We start from the raw sequence: 18,785 nt of genomic DNA on the forward strand, positions 1-18,785 counted from the left end.
GGCAAAGGATCAGGCAAAGCTGACCCCGTTGCGGGCCATCGGCAGTTCCGTCACCCGCGGGCCGGACACCGCAATGGCATTGGCCAGGGCGGGGCCCGAGGGCGGTGTGCCCGGTTCGCCCACCCCGGTGGGGGCTTCGGCGGACGGCACGATGTGCACCTCGATGGCGGCAATATCACCGATCCGCAACGGCTCGTAATCCGGGAAGTTGAATTGGTCCACTTCGCCGTCCGTCAGGGTGATTTCGTTGCGCATCGCATGGCCAAGGCCATAGCCGATACCGCCCTCCATCTGCGCCTTGACCACATCCGGGTTGACCGCGATGCCGCAATCGACGGCGCAGGTGACTTTTTCAACCTGCACCCCGTCATCGGCGTTGCCCGAGATTTCCACCACCTCGGCCACATAGCTGCCAAAGCTTTTGTGGACAGCGATGCCCTGGCTGCGGCCCTCGGGGGGATGGCCCCAGTTGCCCTTGTCTGCGGCCAGTTTCAGTACCCCTGCCAAACGCTGCTGTTCCTGGCTGCCGCCTTCGCCTTCCAGCAACGCCAGCCGGAACTCCACAGGATCGCGGCCTGCGGCGCCGGCGGCCGCGTCCATCATGGTCTCCATCACATAGGCCGTGTGGGTGTGCCCGACCGAGCGCCACCACAGCACCGTGGTAGCCTTGGCCGTATCGCTGAGGCCGACGAACTGACCGGGGATCCGGTAAAGGCTGTCCGCCACCCCCTCAACCGAGCTGTGGTCGACGCCGTTATGCACAACCATACTCTCAAATGGTGTGCCCTTCATGATCGATTGCGCCGCAATGCGGTGGTCCCAGCCGGTGATCTCGCCCTCCGCATCCAAACCGACCCGCACCCGGTGCGCCACAGCGGGGCGGTAATAGCCGCCGGTGATGTCATCCTCACGCGACCAGACCAGCTTTACCGGGCGGGTACGGTCCGTCATGGCAAACGCCAGCGCCGCCTCCACCTGATAATCCGCCGTCGGGGTGGCGCGGCGTCCAAAGGAGCCGCCCGCGAACATTGTATTAATGCGGATCTTCTCCATCGGCAGCTGGAAGATCTGCGCCAGTGCCATATGCGGGCCGGTCGGCATCTGGGCTCCGTCATGCAGGGTGATGCCGCCGTCCGCGTCAGCCTCGATGGTGCAGGTCAGCGGCTCCATCGGCGCATGCGCCAGCAGCGGGAAATAAAAGGTCTGCTCGACCACCTTGCCGGCCTCGTCGATCAGCGCCGCGGTTGCGGCGTGATCGGCGCCGGTGACGTTATACTGCGGCTCCGCGTTCACAGCCGCCAGCAGCTCCGCGCGGATCTGGTCCGAGCTGCGGCTTTCGGCGGCGGAAAAATCCCACTCCACGGTGATCGCTTCACGCGCCTGGAAGGCGCCCCAGGTGTCCTCGGCATAGACCGCAACACCGGCCTTGTTGGGCAGGACGGCGGCGCGGATGTAGCCTTTGACTGCCTTGGCATCGCTGTCATCAAAACCGGCAGCCTGACCGCCCATGCGCGGGCTGCGGGCAATCACTACAACCATCTGGCCCGGCAGATGCAGGTCCATCGCATATTTCGCGGTGCCGTCGGTTTTTGGCAGGGAATCCTTGCGCTTCACCGCGGCATTGCCGATCAGGCGGAACTCGGCGGGGTCTTTCAGGCGCGGCTCGGCCGGGGCTTCCATCTGCGCGGCGGCGGCAACAAACTCCGCCAGCGGTGCCTCCTGGCCTGCCCCTTTGATTATGCCGCCCTCAATTGTCAGCCCGGCGGGGTCGGCCCCCCAGTCCTTGGCCGCTGCAGAGATCAGCATTTCCCGCGCGGCCGCCCCGGCCTGGCGGTACTGCATGAACGAATTCGCCATTGCGGTAGAGCCGCCGGTGCCCTGGAACGGCCCGAACGCCAGGTTGTTGTAACGCGAGGGATCGGAGGGCGCGAATTCATACTGGATGTCTTCGATCGGAACGCCCAGCTCCTCGGCGATCAGGGTGGTCAGGCCGGTGGCCGGTCCCTGGCCCTTCTCGAAATGCTTGACGATGGCGGTGACGGTGCCGTCGGCGTCGATCTTTACAAAGGGGTTCAGCTGGGCCGGAGCGGACCCGGCCGCCAGGGCGCCATCGGCGCGGGCGCCCACATAGAGGGCAGCGGCGGCGGCGGCAGCGCTTTTCAGAAAGCCGCGGCGGGAGGTGTTCAGGGTCATATCAGGCCTCCATCATGTCGGATGCGCGCAGGATCGCGGCGCGGATGCGCTGGTAGGTGGCGCAGCGGCAGGCATTGCCGTTCATGTATTCGTCGATCTCCTCGGCTGTCGGCTTGGGGTTTTCGCTCAGCAAGCCCACGGCAGACATGATCTGACCCGACTGGCAATAACCGCATTGCACCACGTCCAGCTCGACCCAGGCGGCCTGCACTGCTTGCGATACCTTCGACTCCAGCCCTTCGATGGTGGTGATTTCGGCACCTTCCACGTCCTCGATATAGGTCTGGCAGGCACGCACCGGCTCGCCGTCCAGGTGCACGGTGCAAGCCCCGCAAGACGCAACGCCGCAGCCGAATTTGGTGCCGGTCAGTTTCAGTTCATCCCGGATCACCCACAACAGCGGGGTGCCCGGCTCGGCCTCCACCTGATGTGTGTGACCGTTGAGTTTCAGTGACAATGCCATGGCTTTGGGGCCTCCCCTTGGCTGACGCAGCCGCCCGGTCCGGACCGGGGCGCTGCAGGTGCTGCGGTTATTCTAGCCTGCAACTTAGGGGCCGCGCGGCGGATCGCCGTGCCTGATCCTCCGGATGATCTGCCTGATCCTCCGCAGGGCCGGGATTGGCGGTTCAATGCCGGGGCATGGCGGGCTATGTTCAAACCCGACAGGGAGATACGCCATGGTGCCGCAGGATCTGATAAACGATGTCGCTTCTTATGTCCGCGAACAGGGCGGTCTGGAGACCGGCTGCGGAACCGGGGTTGACGGTCTCTTTGCCATCTGCCGCGAAAACCCGACCCGGTTCGAGGCGATCATATATGAGCCGATCATGTGTTTGGTTCTGCAAGGCGCCAAGGAGGCACAGCTGGACGACCGCAGGGTCCGCTACGGCGCGGGGATGTCGCTGATCGTCAGTCACGCGCTGCCGGTCAGTGCCGGGGTGACAGATGCAACCCCGGACCAGCCCTATGTCGCGCTGGCGCTGCGGCTGGACCTGGCCACTGCCCGCAGCCTCTATGACGAGATCGGCGCCGCGGAGGGGCAGGAACGGGCGTCGCATTCGATGAGCGTGGCAGACAGCGATGCGGCGCTGATTGATGCAATCGGACGGTTGTTCCGTTTGTCGCAGAACCCGGTTGAGGTCCAGGCGCTGGCACCCCTGGTGCTGAAGGAGATCCATTTCCGCCTGCTGCGCGCCCAGCACGGCGGCATGCTGCGGCAGCTGTTGCTGCACGAAAGTCCGGCCAGCCGGATTTCCAAGGCGATTGCGATGATCCGGGAGCGGTACAAGGCCCAGCTGCCGGTGGCGGATCTGGCGGCCGCAGCGGGGATGAGCCAGTCAACCTTTCATGAGCATTTCAAAACCCTGACCTCGACCACGCCGCTGCAGTACCAGAAGGAGCTGCGCCTGATGGAGGCCCGCCGCCTGCTGATCAGCGGCGGCACTTCGGTCGCGGCGGCGGCTTATGACGTGGGTTATGAAAGCCCGACACAGTTCAGCCGCGAATATGCCCGTAAATTCGGAGTGCCGCCGCGGGATGAAAAACCGCTGCCGGCTGCAGCGTCCTAGCGTCCTGTGGTTTTATGGCTGGATGCCGCCCAAGGCCCTTCTTGAACCCGCGCCTCGCGGAGGGTCCTGCCATAAAGCCCGCTGTAGGACCGCCCCAATGAGGACGCCGAGGAAAACCCGCAGCGCAGCGCGATCTGCTCCAGGCTCAAATTGGTTTCCTCGGACAGGTAGCGGGCGTGCTGAAGCCGCAGCATCTTGTTGTATTTGCCCGGCGTCATGCCCAATTCACGCTGAAAAGCGCGGGCCAGGGTGCGTTCGGACAGCGACACCCGCTTTGCCAGTTCGGCGGTGTTCAATGGTGTTTCGATGTTCTCCGCCATCAGGTTGGCGGCCTTCAGGATCTTGGCTGAGCCCTTCTGCTCCAGCCGTGCCGCGCCGCGGTTTAGTTCCGACTGGCGCGAGGGGTCATAGACAAACATGGTTGAGGCGCCAAAGGCCGCGGCAGATCCATAGAGGTCCTGGATGAGGCTCAGCATCATGTCGAGCGCAGTGCTGGCGCCGCCGCAGGTCAGGAACGCACCGGAGCGTACAAACCGCGCGGTGGAGACTTCGACCTTGGGGAAGGTTTCGGCAAAGGCGTCCAGCTCCTGCCAGTGGATCGTGGCAGTATGGCCGTTCAGCAGCCCTGCTGCGGCCAGCAGCCAGGCGGCGGTGTCCAGCGCCAGAACCATCTTGGCCCGCCGGGTGGCGGTTCTGAGTTTTGCAAGCAACGCCGGGCTGAGCTGTTCACGCACGCGGTAGCCCGCAACCAGCACCAGGGTGCGGTTGCCCGCGCTTTCGTCAAAGGCACCGTCCGGGGTGATCTGCAGCCCGCTGGAACTGCGTACCGGCGCCCCGTCCAAGGTGCTGACCCGCCAGCCTGCGGTGTCCTGGCCCGCATTCATCCGCACGTCCCGCAGCGGCTCCATGGCGCTGGCCAGCACCATGTTCGAAAAGCCGTCGAACAGCAGAAATTCGAAGATTGGCGGCTGATTTGACGGCATCTGTATGTTTTTTGACCAAAACTGTATAAACGTAGGGTCAATTCGTGGGCTAATCACAGCCGAAGTCAAGCCTCTTGACCACCCGCCGACGCTGAACCGACGCCCGCTCTCTAATCACTGATAGTCCCATGACAACTGCTCCCCTTCTCTGGCAGCCGGATCTTTCGGCGCGCCGCAAACCTCTGCTGTCTGGCTTCATGTTGCAGGCCTCTGCCGCTGCCGGCAGGGTGCTGGACAGCTATGCCGGTTTGCACGCCTGGTCGGTCGCACAGCCGCAGGCGTTCTGGCCGCTGGCCTGGGATTTCTGCGGGATGGCGGGGGACAAGGGTGCGGTGCCGCTGGTGGCGGATGCCGACCCGATGCAGGTGCGGTTCTTCCCCGAGGCGCGGCTGAACATCGTGGACACCTTCCTGAAAAACGCTGACGGGCGCGAAGCGATTGTTTTCATTGGCGAGGACGGCCGCCGCATGCACTGGACCCGTACGGAGCTGAAGCGCGAGGTCGAACAGCTTGCTGCCGCCCTGCGCGAGGCCGGGATTGCGGCGGGCGACCATGTTGCCGGCTATGTGCCGAACATGCCGCAGACTGTGGCGGCGATGCTGGCCACAGCTTCGCTGGGGGCGGTCTGGTCCTCCTGCGCGCCTGAGAGCGGGCCGGATGTGGTGGTGGACCGCTTCGGCCAGATCGCGCCCAAGCTGATGTTTGCCGCCGATGGCTATTTCTACAACGGCAAGACCTTCGGGACCCGCGCCGCCATTGCCGAGGTCGCGACCCGAGTGCCATCGATCCAGCAGATCGTGGTCTGGCCCTATGCAGGCGAGGCCGAGGATTTGCCCGAGGGGATGATGGCCTATGAGGCCTTCAAGCAGGCGGACGCCCCGGCGCTGGCCTGCCGTCCGATGGGCTTTCGCGATCCGCTCTATGTGATGTTTTCCTCCGGCACCACGGGCAAACCCAAGTGCATCGAGCATTCGGGCGGCGGCACCCTGCTGCGGATGCTGGTGGAGCAGCAGTTGCATTGCGACCTGGGCCCCGGCGACCGGATGTTCTATTACACCACCTGCAACTGGATGATGTGGAACTGGCAGGTGGCGGCGCTGGCGTCGGAGGCCTCTATCGTGCTGTTCGACGGCAACCCGGCGCATCCCGGCATCAGCCGGCTGTTCGACGTCGTGGAGGCCGAGAAAGTCACCCATTTTGGCATTTCCGCCAAATACATAGATGCCTCGCTGAAACGCCGGAACCGCCCGGTGGAGAGCCACGATCTGGCCGCCCTGCGGGTGGTTCTGTCCACCGGCTCGCCGCTCTCGCCCGAAGGCTTTGCCCATGTCTATGCCGACTGGAAGGCGGATGTGCAGCTGGCCTCGATCTGCGGCGGCACCGATATTCTGGGCTGTTTCATCGGCGGCTGCCCGGTGCTGCCGGTGCATCAGGGCGAGATCCAGGCGCCGATGCTGGGGCTGGATGTGGCGACCCTGAACGATCAGGGCGAGCCGGTTGAGGGCGTGGCAGGCGAGCTGGTCTGCCGCAATGCGCATCCGTCGATGCCAACGCGGTTTCTGAACGATCCCGGCAATGCCCGCTACCGTGCCAGCTACTTTGAAACCTATCCGAACATCTGGCGGCAGGGTGATTTCACCATCCGCACGGAGCATGGCGGTTTTGTCGTGCTTGGCCGCTCCGATGCAACTCTGAACCCCGGCGGCGTGCGGATTGGCACGGCGGAGATTTACCGGCAGCTCGACAAGATCGAGGAGGTCGCCGACGCAGTGGTTGTCGGCCATGCCCTCGACAATGATGTGCGGGTGGTGCTGTTTGTGGTGACCGCCGATGGTGCTGCGCTGGATGACGCTCTAACCACCCGAATCAAAACGGAAATCCGCAGAAACGCCTCGCCGCGCCATGTGCCCGCCAAGATCATTGCCGTCGCTGACATCCCCCGCACCAAATCCGGCAAGACCGCCGAACTGGCGGTGCGCGACGTGGTGAACAACCACCCCGTCCGCAACCTCTCCGGCCTCGCCAACCCGCACGCGCTGGAGCTGTTTGCGGATCACCCCGAATTGCAAGCTTAACCTCAAAGGAGCGAGACCATGCCCCTGACCATGAACCGAGACGTTTTCATCACATGCGCCGTGACCGGCTCTGGCGGCACCCAGGGCAAATCCCCCCACGTGCCGCGCTCGCCCAAAGAGATTGCCGAGTCGGCAATCAAGGCGGCCAAGGCCGGTGCGGCTGTCGTCCACTGCCACGTGCGCGACCCGGAAACCGGTGCACCGTCCCGGAAACTTGAGTTGTACCGGGAGCTTACCGACCGTATCCGCGATTCCGAGGTGGATGTGGTGCTGAACCTGACCGCCGGCATGGGCGGCGACATCGTCTTTGGCGGGGTTGAGAGCCCGTTCCCGGTCAACGAGGCGGCCACCGACATGATCGGTGCGACGGAGCGGATGGCCCATATCGCCGAATGCCTGCCGGAAATCTGCACCCTCGACTGCGGCACCATGAACTTTGCCGAGGCCGATTACGTCATGACCAACTTCCCCGGCATGCTGCGCACGATGGGCCGGATGATGACCGATCTGGGCGTGAAGCCCGAGATCGAGGCCTTTGACACCGGCCACCTGTGGTTTGCCAAGCAATTGGTAAAAGAGGGAATTCTGGAGTCGAACGCGCTGGTGCAGCTGTGCATGGGGGTGCCGTGGGGCGCGCCGAACGACCTGAACACTTTCATGGCGATGGTCAACAATGTGCCGTCCGATTGGACCTGGTCGGCGTTCTCCCTGGGCCGGGATCAGATGCCCTATGCCGCCGCTGCGGTGCTGGCGGGCGGCAATGTGCGTGTGGGCCTGGAGGACAACCTGTTCCTGGAGAAAGGCGTGTTGGCCACCAATGCGCAGCTGGTGGAGCGCGCAGCCGGTGTGATCGAGGGCATGGGTGCCCGGATCATCGGCCCCGAAGCGGTCCGCGAGAAGCTGGGCCTGACCAAGCGCGTGCCGGTGGCGCAGTAAGCGGAAATGCGGGGGTGCCATGCGTGCACCCCCTGTACACCCCCTGTGCACCGGCAGGCGCGCGGGGACGGCGATCAAAGGATAGATCATGAAAACAGCAGCAATCATCGGCGGCGGAGTCATCGGCGGCGGCTGGGCCGCGCGGTTCCTTCTGAACGGATGGAATGTGCGGGTGTTCGACCCGGACCCGGAAGCGGAACGCAAGATCAATGAGGTGCTGGCCAACGCCCGCCGTTCGCTGCCCTCGCTCTATGACAAGGCACTGCCGGCCGAAGGTGAACTGACCTTCCACGCAGAAATGGCTGAGGCCGTGGCGGGTGCGTTCTGGATCCAGGAAAGCGTGCCGGAACGGCTGGATCTGAAACATAAGATCCACGCGCAGATCCAGGCGCATGCGCCGTCCAGCGCGGTAATCGGCTCGTCTACCAGCGGTTTCAAGCCGTCGGAGCTGAATGCTGAGGGCGCCCGGGCCGTGGTGGCGCATCCGTTCAATCCGGTTTACCTGCTGCCGCTGGTCGAGCTGGTGGGCGATGCAGAGACTTGCGCGCGGGCCTCGGACCTGCTGCGCGAGGTGGGGATGTACCCGCTGACCGTGCGCAAGGAGATCGACGCCCATATCGCCGACCGGCTGCTGGAAGCGGTCTGGCGCGAGGGCCTGTGGCTGATCAAAGACGGCATCTGCACCACCGAAGAGCTGGACGAGTCGATCCGCATGGGCTTTGGCCTCCGCTGGGCGCAGATGGGGCTGTTCGAGACCTACCGGATCGCAGGCGGCGAGGCGGGCATGAAGCACTTCATGGCGCAGTTCGGCCCGGCGCTGGAGTGGCCCTGGACCAAGCTGATGGATGTGCCGGAGTTCACCGAGGAGCTGGTGGACCTGATCGCAGGCCAGTCGGATGCGCAGTCCGGCCATATGCCGATCCGCGCGCTGGAGCGTCTGCGCGACGACAACCTGGTCGGCATGATGCGGGCGCTGAAGAAATCCGGCAGCGGCGCCGGCGGTGTCATCAACACCCATGAGGCAACGCTACCCGTGCCGGAAGCGGTGGAGCTGCCGGTCACCGTCAGCCGTCCTGTGCCGCAGAGCTGGACCGATTACAACGGCCACATGAACGAGGCGCATTACACCGAGGCCTCGGCCCAGGCGACCGACCGCTTCATGGAGATGATCGGCTGCGATGCGGAGTACATCGCCGCGGGCGGCAGCTATTTCACCGTCGAGAACCATGTGCGGTTCCTGGACGAGCTGCATGAGGGCGATGCGCTGACCGTCACCACCCAGGTGCTGCGGGGGACCGGCAAGAAGATGCATCTGTTCCACCGCCTGCACGGCCCGGAGGGCAAGCTGGCGGCGACGGTGGAAACGCTGCTTTTGCATATGGACCTGAACGCGCGCGGCACCTCGCTGCCGTCACCGGAGGTCGCCGACAACCTGGCAAGTTTTGCCGCCGCCCACGCCGGGCTGGCATTGCCGGAGGGCGCCGGGCGCCACGTCGGCCAGCGCGGGTAACTTGGGAGCCGGCAGTTTGCGGCTGCCGGCTTTCCGCGTGCGGGCCGGGTCTCCTCCCCGATCCGGTCCGCAATTTGCCCGCCGCAGAGGCGGCACCCCGGGGGAGGGATTTTCCGGACAGCTGTGCAAACGGGAGGGCTTCATCCCGTCTGCACGGACCGGGCAGCTTTCCTGGGGGGAGGATCCGGGGAGCGCAAGTGTATAGGGACAAAGGGAGGACCAAATGTCCGAGAGCAATTCCAACAGCCACCTGGTGGCGAAATCCGGTTTCTTTACCGGTCTGCATCCGGGGATGGGCATCGCCGCCAAGGCGATGATCGCCGCCTTTGTGATTTTCACGGTTTTGAACGTGGAGTTCGCAGGCGGCCTGTATAAATCGGTGCGCAGCTGGATCGAAGGCGGGCTCAGCTGGTATTACATTTCGGTTCTGGCCGGGATCGTGTTTTTCTGCTTTTTCCTGATGTTCTCGAAGTTCGGCAGCCTGCGGCTGGGGGATGACGATTCACGTCCCGAGTTCAGCAATTTCAGCTGGTTTGCGATGCTGTTCTCGGCCGGCATCGGCATCGGCATCCTGTTCTTCGGCGTGGCCGAGCCGATTTTCTACTTTGATAACTCGGCGGTCTGGGGCTATCCGAACAACCCCCATGCCGAGCTGGCGGGCCATTCGGACATGGACATGCAGCGCGCGGTTGACGCGATGCGGGTGACCTATTTCCACTGGGGGTTCCACGGCTGGGCCTTGTATGTGATCGTCGGGCTGTGCCTTGCCTATTTCGGTTTCCGCAAGAAGCTGCCGCTGACCATCCGGTCGGCGTTTTATCCGTTGATCGGTGACAGGATCTATGGCCCCTGGGGGCATTGCATCGACCTGCTGGCAGTGTTCGGCTCGGTCTTTGGCATCGCGACTTCGCTGGGGCTGGGCACCAGCCAGATGGCCACCGGCCTCAATGTGCTGTTCGGGCTGGAGCCGACGATGACGCTGAAGATCGTGCTGATCGTGGTCGTGACCATCATCGCCACCGCCTCGACCGTTTCGGGCGTCGGCAAGGGTATCCGGATCATCTCCGAATGGAACATCTGGCTGTCGATGTTCCTGCTGCTGGCTTTTGTGGTGATCGGGCCGGTCAAGTGGCTGCTCGGCTTCTATGTGACCACGCTGGGCGATTACATCTGGAACTTCATCCCGATGGGTTTCTGGACCGCGAGCTCGGATGAGAACATCGCCTGGCAGGGCGGCTGGACCATCTTCTACTGGGGCTGGTGGATCGCATGGGCGCCGATGGTGGGCATGTTCATCGCCCGCATTTCGCGCGGGCGCACCATCCGCGAGTTCATGGTGGGCGTGCTGTTTGTCCCGACAGCAATCGGCTTCTTCTGGCTTTGCATGTTCGGCGGCAATGCGATCTGGCAGGAAATGAACATGGGCGCCGGCCCGGCTGCGGAAGGCGGCGCGGGCGTGATCCAGACCGTGCGTGACTGGGATCTGCCTGCGGCGCTTTATGGCACCATCGGCAATCTGGGCGCCACTTCCTGGCTCGGCGACCTGAGCTGGACCGCTTGGCCGCTGTCGGCGCTGGCAACGCTGCTGCTGTTCTCGTGGTTTGTGACCTCGGCGGACTCCGGCACGCTGGTGATCACCACCATGCTGTCGATGGGGGATGACAACCCGCCGAAGAAGTTCCGCATCATCTGGGGCGCCGGCATTGGCGCCACTGCGATTGTGCTGCTGATGGCAGGCGGTCTTGGCGCCTTGCAGACCGCGTCGATTGCGGCGGCCTTCCCGATTTCCTTTGTGATCATCGGGATGACCGTAGGGCTTTATAAATCACTGAAAACCGACCCGTCGGCGGCACCGATCAGCGAGGCGGGGCCTGCGCCGGACGGCACAAGGATTACGCAGGATCTGCACGCCTGAGGCGGCTCAGGCCGCTGAAACAAAAGGTGCCGGGCCTAAGAAAGGCCCGGCACGCAAAAATTGTCAGCTGACAATCTTTTCAGTCTGCATCAGTCGCAGGCGGCGGTGACGATGATTTCCACCTTTAGGATTTCGCGCGCCAGCTTGGCCTCGCCGCAGGCGCGGGCGGGTGCGTGGCCTTCGGGGACCCAGGCGTTCCAGACTTCATTCAGCTCAGCAAAATAGCTCATGTCGGACAGCCAGATCACGGTTTGCAGCAGGCGGGTCTTGTCGCTGCCGGCCTCAGCCAGCAGGGCGTCGACTTTGGCCAGGATCTCGCGGGTTTGATCTGCGGCAGTTTCGGCCTCGGAAACCTGGCCGCTGAAGTAGGCAACACCGTTATGCTTGACGATCTTGCTGGAGCGGGCGGTGGTGCCGGAACGGGTGATGGTCATGGTTTGGTGCCTCTCATTTGCAGGGATGAGGCGGTCATAACGGCAGAGCGGCAGGGCTGAAAGGGTGAAACGGGATGTGCCGGGGCATGGCCAGTCTCGGGCCGCGCCCCGGTACGGCGGTGTCAGAGTTTGATCACCGCCATCTTGTCCTGGGTCATGTCATGCATGGTGTAACCGATGCCGCCGGTGTTGTAGCCGGATTGGCGGCGGCCAGCGAAGGGCATCCAATCGACGCGGAAGGCGGTGTGGTCGTTGACCATCACGGCCGTGGCATCCAGCTGCTGCACAGCCTGCATCGCGGTGTCCAGGCTTTTGGTGAAGACCGCGGCCTGAAACGCGACGGGCAGGCTGTTGGCAATCTCAATCGCTTGCGGGATGCTGGCGGAGCTGTAGACGCAGATCACCGGGCCGAAGATTTCCTGCTGCGATACGCGGGCCTCGGCAGGCGGGTCCAGCAGCACAGTGGGGGCATAGGTGGTCTCGCCCAGGCGCTTGCCGCCGGTCAGGACCTTGGCGCCGCCCTGCACGGCTTCATTCACCCAGTCCTCGACACGGTCAACCTCGGCAGGACGGATCAGCGGGCCGCAATCAACGCTTGGATCGGTGGCATCGCCGACTTTCAGCGCCTGTGCGGCCTGGGCCAGCCTCTGCGCAATTTCTTCGGCCTTGGCGGCAGGCGCAAACACCCGCTGGACCGAAACACAGACCTGGCCGGAATGGTAGAAACCGCCCTTGGCCAGCGCCGGGATCATTGCGTCAATGTCTGCATCCTCTGCCACGATCACCGGGGCGGCGCCGCCGTGTTCCAGCGCGCAGCGGGTGCCGGGGGCGAGTTTGGAGCGCAGCATCCAGCCGACCCGGGCAGAGCCGATGAAGGAGAAGAATCCGACGCGGGCGTCGGTGATCATCTGCTCGGCCACCTCGTTGCTGCAGACCACCGAACGGCACCAGTCTTGCGGCAGCCCGGCCTCGTGCAGCATCGCAACAAAGGTCTGGCACGACAGCGGCGTGTCCCCTGCGGGTTTTACGATCACCGGGCAGCCGGTGGCGACGGCCGGCGCCACCTGATGCACGATCAGGTTCAGCGGGTGATTGAAGGCGCTGGCCGCCACCACCACCCCGATCGGCTCGCGCTGGGTAAAGGCGATGCGGCCGGCGCCTGCCTCGGTCAGGCCCATCGGGATTTCCCGCCCCGTCATCTGGCCGATCTCATGCACACACAGCTCCACCCCGTCGATGGCGCGTTTGACCTCGACGCGGGCGTCCACCAGCGGCTTGCCGCCCTCGCTGGCGATCAGCAAGGCCAGCTCGTCAAACCGCGCCTCCATCAGCCGGGCGGTTTTCTTTAAGATTTCAATGCGCTGATAGGCCGGCAGCCAGCCCTCCCGCTGGCGGAACAACCCGTGCGCCGTGTCCAGCATTGCGTCGATCTGCTCCCAGCCGGTTGTTTCAACGCTGCCGATGCGTTCCAGCGAGTAGGGGTTCACAACCTCGATTGTCTTGCTCATATCAGGCACACCTTTGCGGCCAGCTCATCAATCAGCACGCGCTGATTTTCGCTGTAGTCCACTGGCACGTCAATCAGATGCACGCCGCCCGCGGCAAAGGCGGCCTCGAAGGTTGGCGCCAGGTCTTCGGTGCGTTCAATGCGGTGGCCGGTGGCGCCATAGCTGCCCGCATACTGCACGAAATCCGGGTTGCCGAACTCCAACCCCCAGTCGGCAAAGCCCGCGTGCGCCTGTTTCCAGCGGATCATGCCATAGGAGCTGTCGTTCAGCACTGTCACCACCAGGTTGAGTCCAAGCCGGACAGCGGTTTCCATCTCCTGGCTGTTCATCATGAAGCCGCCGTCGCCGCAGATCGCCATCACCCGGCGGTCCGGGTTCAGCTGCGCTGCCATCATCGCCGAGGGCAGGCCGGCGCCCATGGTCGCCAGCGCGTTGTCCAAAAGCACGGTGTTGGGCTGATAGGCCTTGTAGTTGCGGGCGTACCAGATCTTGTAGATGCCATTGTCGAGCGCGATGATATCGCAGTCGCCCATCACCTTGCGGGTGTCGGCCACCAGCCGCTGCGGGATCACCGGAAAGCGCGGATCATCGGCGCCTTCGGCGATATGCACGTCGGTTTCTTTCTTGATGCGCTTGAAGTAGCCGCGGTCGAAATCCAGCGGCCCGCCCAGGATATCCCCCAGCCGGGTGATGGTCTGGGCCAGATCGCCGACCACCTCAACCTGCGGAAAATAGACCTGATCGACCTGGGCCGCCTTATAGTTCACATGGATCACCTTGGTGCCGCCTTCGACCATGAAGAAGGGCGGTTTTTCAACCACGTCGTGGCCGACATTGATGATCAGGTCTGCGCGTTCAATGGCGCAATGCAGATAGTCGCCGTCGGACAGCGCGGCGGTGCCCAGGAACAGGTCCGAACGTTCGTCGATCACGCCCTTGCCCATCTGGGTGTTGAAGAAGGGAATCCGTGTCAGATCGGCAAAATCACACAAGGCAGAGCGCGCCTTGCGCCGGTTGGCGCCGGCCCCCACCAGCAGCAGCGGCATCTTGGCATTGCTGATCATTTCTGCCGCCTCATTCAGCACCGCGTCGCCGGCCACCGCGTAGTGGCGGGGATGCGGCTGCAGGACCGAGGTATCGGTTTCTTCGGCGGCGATATCTTCGGGCAGTTCCAGCAGCACAGCGCCGGGGCGTTCTTCCTCAGCTGTGCGGAAGGCCTCGCGGATCAGTGCGGGAATGGTGTTGCCGTGCACGATCTGCTTGGACATCTTGCAGATCGGATCAAACAGATTGACCACATCAATGATCTGGAACTGACCTTGTTTCGATTTCTTAATCGGCTTCTGGCCGGTGATCATGATCAGCGGCATGCCGCCCAGATGGGCATAGGCCGCGGGGGTGGCCAGGTTGGTTGCGCCGGGACCAAGGGTGGCCATGCAGACACCCGCCTTGCCGGTGAGACGGCCATAGGTTGCGGCCATAAAGGCGGCGCCCTGTTCATGGCGGGTCAGCACCAGTTCGATCTTGGAGGTGCGCAGGGATTCCAGCAGGTCGAGGTTTTCCTCGCCCGGCACAGCAAAGACGTATTCGACGCCTTCGGCCTCCAGCGCGGCGACCAGCAGGTCGGAGGCTTTGGCGGGGGAATGGGGCACAGAGCGGGTCTGGGACATGGGGGCTCCTGTTGGTTGAAATTGCGTAGGGGCGGCTTATTGCGCGGCGTGCTGCTGCGCGGGAACCGGAAACAGCTCCTCCATCGAGACGGAGCGGCCATTATCCATCACAATCCGCGCGTGGTAGCGTTTCAGCAACCGCGGTTCGGCGACGCCGCAGCTGTGGGCGAGGATGCCGACCTCCTTTTTCATGTTCTTGGCATAGTAAGCGACGCGCTCGGATTTGCTGGCCGGGTCCAGGCCGAATTGCAGCTTGGGGTCATGGGTGGTGATGCCAGTGGGGCAGGTGTTCTTGTTGCACTGCAGCGCCTGGATGCAGCCAAGCGCGAACATGAAGCCGCGCGCCGAGTTGACAAAATCCGCCCCTGCGCAGAACGCCCAGGCGACCTCGGAGGGGTTGATCAGCTTGCCGCTGGCGCAGACCTTGATCCGCTCGCGCAGCCCATAGCGCGTGAGAATATCAACCGTCAGCGGCAGGCTTTCGCGCAGGGGCATGCCCATATTGTCGATCAGGCTCATCGGGGCGGCACCGGTGCCGCCATCGGCACTGTCGATGGTGATGAAATCCGGGGCGCTTTCCACGCCGCGCGACAGGATCTCCTGGCACAGCCCCTCGAAAAACCCATAGGCGCCGACCACCGCCTTGAAGCCGACCGGCTTGCCGGTCACGTCGCGGACATAGGCGATCATGTCCAGCAGGTCGCCGACGCAGTCAACTTCGGGGTGACGGTTGGGGCTGATCGCGTCCTCGCCGGGGGTGAGGCCGCGGATGGCGGCGATTTCCTCGGTCACCTTGGCGCCGGGCAGGATGCCGCCCTTACCGGGTTTGGCACCCTGGCTGAGCTTGAGTTCGAACATGCGCACGGTGTCATGCGCCGCGACCGCGCGCAGCTTATCCTCGTCAAAGCCGCCCTCGGGCTTGCGCACGCCGAACTTGCCGGTGCCGATCTGGAACACGATGTCGGCGCCGCCTTCCAGGTGATAGGGCGACAGCCCGCCCTCGCCGGTGTTGAGCCAGATGCCTGCCTTTTTGGCGCCATGCGAAAGCGCCCGCACGGCGGGAACGGAAATGGCGCCATAGCTCATGCCGGAAATGTTAAAGATCGACGCGGTGGTATAAGGCGTGCGTGCATAGGGGCCGATGGTGACGGCCGCAGGGTCCTTGGCGTCCTGTTCCAGCGCCGGAAAGGGGCAATTGGCAAAATAGACCGTGCCCGCGGGACGCAGATCGCGGGTGGAACCGAAGGCGACGGTGGAATCCACGTTTTTAGCAGCGCGGTACGCCCAGGAGCGTTCAGCACGGTTGAACGGCATTTCTTCGCGGTCCAGGGCAAAGAAATACTGCCGGAAGAATTCCCCCATATGCTCGAAGAAATAGCGGAAACGGGCCACCACCGGGTAATTGCGGCGCAGGGTGCTGTCGGTCTGGGTCTTGTCGCGGATGTAGATCACCACCAGCCACAAAACGCCGACGCCGAAGACAAAAATGAACGCATAAGACAGGAATTCGAGCAGCGCCAGGACGGTGCTGGATATCTGGGACATGTGTTCCGTCGCTCCTTTGGAGGTTTGGCGGCGCGGTTGGTTCCGCGGGCCTGGTTTTTGCCTATAGAGAATGCGCCTTTGTAACGGGCATTGCATTCACGGGGTGATCACTTCCTTTGGAGCCGCAGAGACGGGCAGATTGCTGTCGCAAAGGAGAACGCGCGGTATCGCGCAATGGTTCCGCACGGAGCGGCCAATACCCGGATAGTGCGGCAAGGGGGGGAACCTTGTCCAGCCTGCGGGTGCGGCGGCCGCGGCTGGGCCCGCGCAAGACAGATCAACCGGCCCCCCCTGTGCAGGGAGGCCGGTTTGGCTGGCCGGGCTGCGCAGCGCCTGACGTTCTGGTGCGGCGGCGGTTCCGGGGGATTACTTTCCCTGCGCGTGCATCTGGCGTTTGCGGTCGCGGGTGCGGCGGGTCGCGTCCTCAGAGCCGTCATGATAGGTGCCGAACCACTTGTCCCAGGGCATTTCCGCATTGCCGTAGTTGCACTCGTAATAGCGGTGATGCAGCTGGTGAAAGAAAGCGCCCAGCAGCAGGGCCTGGCGGTCGCGGGCCCAGATCGCCTCGTACCCCGAATGGGACGAGGCCGCGCCCAGTACCAGCCAGTAGCCGAGGAATAGCATGTGGACCGGATGGCTGGGCAGCACCAGTACGATCAGGATGGCGCTGAGAAAGACCGCGGCCTCGACCGGATGCATCGACATGCCGGACCAGGGACCGGTGTTGACGTTGCGGTGATGCACCGCGTGCACATGGCGGTAGATGAAAGGCTGATGCAGGAACAGATGCACCAGGTAGAAATGCAGGCTTTGCCACAGGGCCAGCAGCGGGAACAGGGCAATGAACCAGACCGGATGGGCGGCAAAGCTGAGGGTGCCGATGTATTCGTTGGCGAAGGTCCAGCGCAGGAAACATTCCAGGACCGACAGGAAACTCGCGCCATAGACCATCGAGTAATAGATGTTGTCCCAGGTCTGATAGCCGAATTTATAGAGCGCATTCTTGCGTTTCATGTAGGGGCGCGGGTCGTATTTCAGCAGCTTGCCCTGACCATCGATGCCATAGAACCACAGGTGCAACCCACCGGCCACGATCAGCAGCAGCCCCCAGTTGCGCAGGAAGACCATGGCGGTCCAGTCAAAGGCGAAACCGGACTGCGCTGCGGTCACCGGCTGCAGCCAGTAGGCCACCGCAAAAGCCAGCGCCAGATAGATTGAGCGGTCGGAGACCTGCAGCCAGTTCTGCCACAGCCATTTTGCCAGCGTGCGGGGTTCGGGCGGCCAGTGCCAGTAGGGGGCGTGGTTCACCGGCAGGTCCGGATGCCAATGCCATTCGCGGCTCATCGGGCCGGGCTCGGCGCGCTCTGCCTGCGGGCTGGCGGTGTTCACGTCGGTGGTGGTCATCAGAGAAATCCTCGCCTGAAACGGGTTGCGGCTTTGAAAACAGGAATAAGGGGATAGTCTGCGCCAAGTAAAACGAGTAATTCGAAGGAAAATCACAAAGAAATTTTGGTGATAAATGCGAAAACTGCCTAATCTGGCCTGGCTGCGCTCGTTTGAAAGCGCGGCGCAGCATCTGAGCTTCACAGTGGCGGCGCAGGAGCTGGGGCTGACCCAGACCGCGGTCAGCCTGCATGTGCGCTCGTTGGAGGCGGAGCTGGGCTGCAAGCTGTTCACCCGCGCCGCGCGCAGGCTGGCGCTGACGGAAATGGGCAAGGCCTATGCCTATTCGCTGCGTCAGGCGCTGGGGGATATGGCGTTTTCCACTGCCAGCCTGTTTGGAGCGGAGACCGGGCAGATGCTGACAGTGCGGGTGCAGATGTCCACCGCCGGGCTGTGGCTGGCGCCCAGGCTGCCGGAATTTGCAAAGCGGCATCCGGGCATTTCGGTACGGCTGGTCTCCAACATCTGGGCCAGATCCGAGGCGCCGGAACAGGTGGATGTCGAGCTGCGCTTCGGCTCGGGCGGCTGGGACGGGGTGGCGACCCGCAAGATCTCAGCCGAGCGGCTGGTGCCGGTTTGCGCGGCGGGCGGCGGCAGGCTGACGCCGGAAAAGCTGCGGCAGGGGCCGCTGGTGCAGATCCTGGGGTTCGAGGACATGCTGCTGCGTTATCTGAATGCGCATGGGTTGGTGCCGCCCGGCGATGCGGCGCAGTTTGCGGTCGATACCACGGTGGCGGCGCTGGAGATTGTCGCGGCGGGGGGCGGTTACGCGGTGGTGCTGGAACGCTTTGCCCTCACCGCGATCGGGACCGGCAAGCGGATTGAAATTGCCGGTGATCCGGTGCCGGTCGATCAGGCGCATTATTTGCTGGGGGTGGCCGCGCCGGCAGAACAGGATGCCGGAAAGCAATTGTTTGAAGCCTGGCTGGAAGAGATCTTTCAGTAGTGCCCGCCGCGTCCCTTGGCGGGTGCCGGGCTGCGGCGGCGCAGGCTGCCCCGCGCCGC

The 18,785-nt window shown here is 63.8% G+C and carries 14 protein-coding genes; 6 read left to right on the forward strand and 8 right to left on the reverse strand.

All coding sequences use genetic code 11. The features are described from left to right. Nucleotides 1-9: 9 nt before the first annotated feature. Entirely contained in the window at nt 10-2,193 is a 2,184-nt protein-coding gene (locus A2I95_RS14050) for a molybdopterin cofactor-binding domain-containing protein (RefSeq protein WP_291730466.1), read from the reverse strand. A gap of 1 nt (nt 2,194) precedes the next feature. Next, a complete protein-coding gene (locus A2I95_RS14055; protein WP_291730467.1) occupies nt 2,195-2,656 on the reverse strand; it encodes a (2Fe-2S)-binding protein in 462 nt (153 codons plus the stop codon). A 214-nt stretch (nt 2,657-2,870) separates the two neighbouring features. Between A2I95_RS14055 and A2I95_RS14060 the strand changes: the two genes are divergently transcribed. Beyond that, nucleotides 2,871-3,761: an AraC family transcriptional regulator gene (locus A2I95_RS14060; protein WP_291730468.1), complete on the forward strand. Its 891-nt coding sequence runs from the start codon at nt 2,871-2,873 to the stop codon at nt 3,759-3,761. Here the strand turns inward: A2I95_RS14060 and A2I95_RS14065 are convergent. Further along, nucleotides 3,758-4,744: a GlxA family transcriptional regulator gene (locus tag A2I95_RS14065; RefSeq protein ID WP_291730469.1), complete on the reverse strand. Its 987-nt coding sequence runs from the start codon at nt 4,742-4,744 to the stop codon at nt 3,758-3,760. The genes A2I95_RS14060 and A2I95_RS14065 overlap by 4 nt on opposite strands. Before the next feature lie 128 nt (nt 4,745-4,872). Here A2I95_RS14065 and A2I95_RS14070 point away from each other — a divergent pair, with 128 nt between their 5' ends. The 4 genes from A2I95_RS14070 (at nt 4,873) to A2I95_RS14085 (ending at nt 11,180) form a co-directional block, all read left to right on the forward strand. After that, nucleotides 4,873-6,819, forward strand: coding sequence for an acetoacetate--CoA ligase (locus tag A2I95_RS14070; protein ID WP_291730471.1), 1,947 nt, complete (start codon nt 4,873-4,875; stop codon nt 6,817-6,819). 18 nt (nt 6,820-6,837) lie between these two features. Beyond that, nucleotides 6,838-7,755, forward strand: coding sequence for a 3-keto-5-aminohexanoate cleavage protein (locus tag A2I95_RS14075; RefSeq protein ID WP_291730472.1), 918 nt, complete (start codon nt 6,838-6,840; stop codon nt 7,753-7,755). An 88-nt stretch (nt 7,756-7,843) separates the two neighbouring features. Continuing rightward, nucleotides 7,844-9,265 (forward strand): carnitine 3-dehydrogenase, encoded by a 1,422-nt coding sequence (locus tag A2I95_RS14080; protein WP_291730473.1) that lies wholly within the window; start codon nt 7,844-7,846, stop codon nt 9,263-9,265. A 223-nt stretch (nt 9,266-9,488) separates the two neighbouring features. After that, on the forward strand, nt 9,489-11,180 hold the full coding sequence (locus tag A2I95_RS14085) for a BCCT family transporter (protein WP_291730474.1): 1,692 nt from the start codon (nt 9,489-9,491) through the stop codon (nt 11,178-11,180). An 89-nt stretch (nt 11,181-11,269) separates the two neighbouring features. On the opposite strand, the gene A2I95_RS14090 is transcribed toward A2I95_RS14085, so the two are convergent. The 5 genes from A2I95_RS14090 to A2I95_RS14110 form a co-directional block, all read right to left on the reverse strand. Further along, nucleotides 11,270-11,614 carry a RidA family protein gene (locus A2I95_RS14090; protein WP_291730476.1) on the reverse strand — a complete coding sequence of 115 codons (345 nt, stop codon included), beginning with the start codon at nt 11,612-11,614 and terminating at the stop codon, nt 11,270-11,272. 122 nt (nt 11,615-11,736) lie between these two features. Then, nucleotides 11,737-13,122: an aldehyde dehydrogenase family protein gene (locus tag A2I95_RS14095; protein WP_291730477.1), complete on the reverse strand. Its 1,386-nt coding sequence runs from the start codon at nt 13,120-13,122 to the stop codon at nt 11,737-11,739. Next, complete coding sequence (locus tag A2I95_RS14100; protein WP_291730478.1) at nt 13,119-14,792, reverse strand: acetolactate synthase large subunit; 1,674 nt, start codon at nt 14,790-14,792, stop codon at nt 13,119-13,121. Before A2I95_RS14100 ends, A2I95_RS14095 begins: the two co-directional genes overlap by 4 nt. Nucleotides 14,793-14,828: 36 nt before the next feature. After that, nucleotides 14,829-16,337, reverse strand: a complete 1,509-nt coding sequence (locus tag A2I95_RS14105) for an FMN-binding glutamate synthase family protein (protein ID WP_291730479.1) — start codon at nt 16,335-16,337, stop codon at nt 14,829-14,831. Between the two features lie 366 nt (nt 16,338-16,703). After that, nucleotides 16,704-17,741 (reverse strand): sterol desaturase family protein, encoded by a 1,038-nt coding sequence (locus A2I95_RS14110; protein ID WP_291730480.1) that lies wholly within the window; start codon nt 17,739-17,741, stop codon nt 16,704-16,706. Nucleotides 17,742-17,856: 115 nt separating this feature from the next. Here A2I95_RS14110 and A2I95_RS14115 point away from each other — a divergent pair, with 115 nt between their 5' ends. Then, nucleotides 17,857-18,726 (forward strand): LysR substrate-binding domain-containing protein, encoded by an 870-nt coding sequence (locus A2I95_RS14115; RefSeq protein WP_291730483.1) that lies wholly within the window; start codon nt 17,857-17,859, stop codon nt 18,724-18,726. The last annotated feature ends 59 nt before the right edge of the window (nt 18,727-18,785 follow it).

This window comes from Leisingera sp. F5 (genome assembly GCF_001593695.1).